Origin of the sequence: Methylobacterium sp. WL18 (assembly GCF_008040015.1) — a bacterium.
Classification (GTDB): Bacteria; Pseudomonadota; Alphaproteobacteria; order Rhizobiales; family Beijerinckiaceae; genus Methylobacterium; species Methylobacterium mesophilicum.
Genome location: NZ_VRVD01000398.1, coordinates 1 through 4,392 on the forward strand (window position 1 = coordinate 1; position 4,392 = coordinate 4,392).

Consider the following 4,392-nt stretch of genomic DNA (forward strand, 5'->3'; position numbering starts at 1 on the left):
GTGCCAGCCCGGCGAGCCCGGCGGCCGCGGCGACGCTGAGGAGCGCCAGCGCGATGTAGATGTAGTGGACGCAGAAGATCACCGTGGAGAAGCGCCAGCCCTCCCGGCGCAGGTTGGCCATGTAGCCCGACCGCCACAGGCGCCAGAGCAGCGCCGGCACGCCCCGGAGCCGCGTCCAGTCGGATTGCGGGAACCGGGCGCGGACGATGTCCTCCCAGCGCAGCAGGACGTAGCGGGTGGAAACGCCGCGCGATTCCGCCGCCCAGGCGAGCTCGATCCCGTCCGCCGAGCGGACCGGATCGCCGACCGTGATCGCGGCGCCCCGGCGGGCTGCGGTGAACCGCGCCTCGCGCCGGAACAGGCCCCAGTAGGTCTCCGGATCGCGCGGATCGAAGCCCGGCATGTAGAACACGATGCGGGAGGTCAGCGTCCGCGATGCGGTGCCGTCCGGCTTCCCGGAGCTGTGCTGGGCCGGTGCGTCGGCGTCGGGCGTAAGCGTCGAAATGATGGGTCCGATCGATTCGAGTTGGCCGCTTGCCTACAGGAAGCGGCCGGGCGCGCCGAGAGTGAAACTGCGTGGGGCTTGCGCCGGACCGGTCGCCGAGGCGGCAGGCTCACGCCGCCGGCGGCTGGGCCAGGAACTCGCCGATCGCCGCCACGAACTTCTCGCCATAGGCATCGCGCTTGCGCTCGCCGACGCCGTGGACCGCGCGCAGCGCCCACAGGTCGACGGGCTTCTGACGGGCCATCTCGATCAGGGTCCGGTCCGGGAAGACCATGAAGGCGGCGATACCCTCGGCCCGCGCCAGGGTGGCGCGCAGGCCCCGCAGGTGCTGGAACAGCGCCTCGTCTGTCTCGGAGAGGGCGATCTCGCCATCCTCGCGCGGCGCGGTGCGGCGGCGTTCGCGGGATTCGGACTTCGGTTCCGGATCGGGGCGCAGCTTGACCGGCTCCCGCCCGAACAGGATCGCCTCGCCCTTCTCGGTCATGGACAGGCCGCCAAAGCCGTCGGCATTCTCGGCGATCGCCCCGGCGGCGAAGAGCTGGCGCAGGATCGCTCGCCAGGCGGCCACAGGCTTGTCCGCCCCGACCCCGAAAGTCTTGAGGCTTGTGTGGCCGTTGCGGCGGACCTGCTCGCTCTCCTTGCCGTGGACCACGTCGCAGATATAGGCCGCGCCGAAGCGCTGGCCGGTGCGCACGATCGCCGACAGGATCTTCTGCGCCGCCACGGTCCCGTCCACCAGGGTGACGCCACCGCGGCAGAGGTCGCAGCGGCCGCAGGGCTCGCTCGCCTCGCCGAAATAGCCGAGCAGCGACTGGCGCCGGCAGGTGGCGCCCTCGCACAGGCTGATCATCGCCTCGAGCTTGCGCCGCTCGACCCGGCGGCGCTCGTCGGAGATCTCCTTCTCGTCGATCTGGCGGCGGCGCAACGCCATGTCGTCGAGGCCGTAGAGGGTCAGCGTGTCGGCCGGCAACCCGTCGCGGCCGGCGCGGCCGATCTCCTGATAGTAGCCCTCGACGTTGTTGGGCATGTCGGCGTGGCAGACGAAGCGCACGTCGGGCTTGTTGATGCCCATGCCGAAGGCGATCGTAGCGGTCATCACCACGCCGTCCTCCTGGAGGAACCGGTCCTGGTTGCGCATCCGCGTCCCCTGGTCGAGGCCGGCATGATAGGGCAGGGCGTCGAACCCGTCCTTCTTGAGGGTCTCGGCGAGCTGTTCGACGCGCTTGCGCGAGGAGCAGTAGATGATCCCGCTCTCCGCCCTTCGGTGCTTGAGGAAGCGCTCAATCTGACGGGCCGGGTTGTCCTTGGGCTGGAACGTCAGCCGAATGTTCGGCCGGTCGAAGGAGTGAACGAAGATTTTCGGGCCGCGCCCCTGCGGGAACAGCCGCTCGGCGATCTCGGCCCGGGTGGCGGCATCGGCGGTGGCGGTCAGCGCCAGGGTCTGGACGTTGCCCAGCGCCTGCCGGGCCCGGGCGATCTCCCGATATTCCGGGCGGAAATCGTGCCCCCATTGCGAGACGCAATGGGCCTCGTCCACCGCGAGCCGCCGGACCCCGACGCCGCGCAGGGCCTCGATGCAGCCCTCCATCAGCAGGCGTTCGGGGGATACGAACAGCAGGCGCAGCTCCCCGGAGCGCAGGCTGCGCCAGGTCTCGCGCGATTCGACCTCCGACACGGACGAATTGAGGGTGGCGGCCTCGACGCCGACGCTGCGCATCTGCTGCACCTGGTCGTGCATCAGGGCGATCAGGGGCGAGACCACCACGGTCAACCCGGCATCGATCAGCGCCGGCAGCTGGTAGGTCATCGACTTGCCCGAGCCCGTGGGCATCACGGCGAACACGTCGTCGCCGTCCAGCACCGCGCCGATCACCTCGTCCTGACCGGGCCGGAAATCCTCGTACCCGAAGGTCTTCTTCAGCGCGGCGCGGGCCTCGTCGAGGCGGGTCATCGGGATCCTTGGTTTCGGGACGTGTTGTGCGGCTTGCGGCACCCGTGGCGACACACTAGCCTTTCGGATCTCTACACGGGGACGGTCATGCCGCTCAACATCCGCAGCGAAGAGGTGAACCGGCTCGCCGAGACACTGGCCTCGCGGGCCGGCGTGAGCAAGACCGAGGCGGTGCGGATCGCGCTCACGAACGAGCTGGCGCGGCAGGAGCCGCGGGTGCCGCTCGCGGAGCGCCTGAAACCCTTGCTCGACAAGATGGATGCCGTACCGCGCACGGGCCTGGAGGCCGACAAGGCGTTCTACGACAGCCTGAACGACGAGTGATGTTCGTCGACGCCTCGGCTCTCGTGGCGATCCTGACGGCCGAGCCGGAGCGTTCCGTCCTGCTGGACTGCCTCGATGGCGCGATGACGCCGCTCACATCGGGCATCGCCGTCTTCGAGACGGTGGTCGCGGTGGCGCGCAAGAAGGCGATCTCCGTGGCAGACGCCGAGACGGAGGTCGACGCGTTCATCCGCATCGCTGGTCTGCGAATCGTGCCGATTTCGGCGGCGGAATCCGCCCTCGCCCTCACCGCCCATGCCCGTTTTGGTAAGGGCCGCCACCCCGCCCGCCTGAACCTCGGCGACTGCTTCGCCTATGCCTGCGCGCAGGTCCACGGCGTGCCCCTGCTCTATATCGGCAACGATTTCCCGCGGACCGACATCCGCTCCGCCTGCGGCTAAATCTCAGCCGCCGTGGAACTCCGCCGCGTGCTGCGCCACGATCGCGTCGAAGGAGGCGTCCGCCCGAAAGCCGAGCGCGAGGGCCGCCTCCGGCTCGAACGCCTCCGGCCAGGAGCCGACGATCCGCGCGATGGCGGCGTCCGGCTCGCGCCGGATCAGCGCCACGGCCTTGTCGCCGGCCACCCGCCGCAGGGCCTCGATCTCCTCGGCGACGGTGGCGGAGACACCCGGCATGGTCAGGCTGATCCGCGGGCCGATCGCCGCGAGGTCGAGCCCGGCCGCGTGGACCAGGAAGCCGACCGCCGCGGCGGGGCTGGCGAACCAGTGCCGCACCGTATCGGGGACCGGCAGCACCGCCTGCTGGCCGGCCAGCGGTTCGCGGATGATCCCGGAGAAGAAACCCGAGGCCGCCTTGTTGGGCTTGCCCGGGCGCACGCAGATGGTCGGCAGCCGCAGGCCGATCCCGTCCAGGAATCCGCGCCGGGCGTAGTCGGCGAGCATCAGCTCGCCCATGGCCTTCTGGACCCCGTACGAGGAGGCCGGACGCAGGATGTAATCATCCGGGATCACCTTCGGGAAGGGCGGCCCGAACACCGCCAGCGACGAGGTGAAGACCAGCTTCGGCCGGTAGCCGTCGGCGGCGTTGGCCCGTCGGATCGCGTCGAGCAGCAGCCGCGTGCCGTCGAGGTTGACCCGGTAGCCCAGTTCCAGGTTCGCCTCGGCCTCGCCCGAGACCACCGCGGCGAGGTGGAAGATCACCCCCGGGCGATCGGCGATGGCGGACTCGGCGGCGCCGGGGGCGGTGAGATCCGCGGCCTCGGCCTTCACCGGTCCGGAGAAGCCGGCGGGTGCCGTGGGCGGCACCACGTCGAGCAGGGTGAGGGCGGTGAGCGGCGCGCCGCCGACCGTGCCGTCCGCGACCAGGGCATCGACGAGGCGGCGGCCGATCATACCGGCGGCGCCGAGAATCAAGGCGTGCATGGGTAACCTCTTCGTCCGATGGTTTGCCGCGTCAGGCCATCATGTCCAGGGCGCGCCCGAAGAAGTCGGGACCGCCGAAATTGCCGGATTTCAACGCGAGCAGCATCGGCTCCGGCCGGCCGGCGGTGCGCAGGATCGGCACGCCCGCGGCGATCTCGGGACCGACCAGGAACGCCCGGAGCCCCAGCCGGTCGACCACGGCGCCCGAGGTCTCGCCCCCGGCCACCACG

Annotated in this window: 5 protein-coding genes and 1 pseudogene; 2 read left to right on the plus strand and 4 right to left on the minus strand. The window is 70.7% G+C overall.

Annotation, left to right across the window (positions count from 1 at the left end; translation table 11 throughout):
- Together FV228_RS21470 and recQ are read right to left on the minus strand one after the other, a co-directional pair.
- Window positions 1–403 (minus strand): annotated as a pseudogene (locus FV228_RS21470) (hydrolase); the annotation flags it as partial.
- Window positions 404–614: 211 nt separating this feature from the next.
- A complete protein-coding gene (gene recQ / locus FV228_RS21475; protein WP_147856464.1) occupies window positions 615–2,456 on the minus strand; it encodes a DNA helicase RecQ in 1,842 nt (613 codons plus the stop codon).
- An 87-nt stretch (window positions 2,457–2,543) separates the two neighbouring features.
- On the opposite strand from recQ, the gene FV228_RS21480 reads away from it, so the two are divergent.
- Complete coding sequence (locus FV228_RS21480; RefSeq protein ID WP_147856465.1) at window positions 2,544–2,780, plus strand: type II toxin-antitoxin system VapB family antitoxin; 237 nt, start codon at window positions 2,544–2,546, stop codon at window positions 2,778–2,780.
- Window positions 2,780–3,181 carry a type II toxin-antitoxin system VapC family toxin gene (locus tag FV228_RS21485; protein ID WP_147856466.1) on the plus strand — a complete coding sequence of 134 codons (402 nt, stop codon included), beginning with the start codon at window positions 2,780–2,782 and terminating at the stop codon, window positions 3,179–3,181. The genes FV228_RS21480 and FV228_RS21485 overlap by 1 nt, the downstream gene beginning before the upstream one ends.
- A gap of 3 nt (window positions 3,182–3,184) precedes the next feature.
- Here FV228_RS21485 and denD read toward each other — a convergent pair whose 3' ends face one another.
- Window positions 3,185–4,162, minus strand: a complete 978-nt coding sequence (gene denD, locus FV228_RS21490) for a D-erythronate dehydrogenase (protein ID WP_147856467.1) — start codon at window positions 4,160–4,162, stop codon at window positions 3,185–3,187.
- A gap of 31 nt (window positions 4,163–4,193) precedes the next feature.
- On the minus strand, window positions 4,194–4,392 hold a 199-nt coding region (locus FV228_RS21495), incomplete at its 5' end, for a nucleotide-binding domain containing protein (protein ID WP_281406514.1).